Source organism: Blastococcus sp. SYSU DS0541, assembly GCF_054050875.1.
Genome location: NZ_JBJHAD010000045.1, coordinates 1 through 519, shown reverse-complemented (window position 1 = coordinate 519; position 519 = coordinate 1). Strand labels below are relative to the sequence as shown.

The following is a 519-nucleotide window of genomic DNA, read 5'->3' as shown; positions in this document are numbered from 1 at the left end:
GTGCTGGTGGGTGGGGGTCCCGGTGACCCCGGGCTGATCACCGTGCGCGGCCGCCAGGCCCTGGCCACCGCCGACGTCGTCCTCGCCGACCACCTCGGCCCCCAACCCCTGCTCGCCTCCCTGCCCCCCGAGGTCGAGATCATCGACGCCGCCAAACTCCCCCGCGGCCGCTCCATGGCCCAGGAGACCATCAACGACCTCCTCATCACCCACGCCCGCGCCGGCCGCCGCGTCGTCCGCCTCAAGGGCGGGGACCCCTTCGTCTTCGGCCGCGGCTTCGAAGAGCTCCAGGCCTGCACGGCCGCCGGCATCCCCGTCGAGGTCGTCCCCGGCATCACCAGCGCCGTCGCCGTCCCCGCCCTGGCCGGCATCCCCGTCACCCACCGCGGCCTCACCCACGAGTTCGTCGTCGTCTCCGGCCACCTGCCCCCCGACCACCCCGCATCCCTCGTCGACTGGCCCGCCCTCGGCCGCCTCCGCGGCACCCTCGTCGTCCTCATGGGCGTCGACACCGCCCCC

1 protein-coding gene is annotated in these 519 nt (G+C 75.5%); it reads left to right on the top strand.

The features are described 5' to 3' along the window. On the top strand, positions 1 to 519 hold a 519-nt coding region (cobA, locus tag ACI794_RS20760; protein WP_456617268.1), incomplete at both ends, for a uroporphyrinogen-III C-methyltransferase.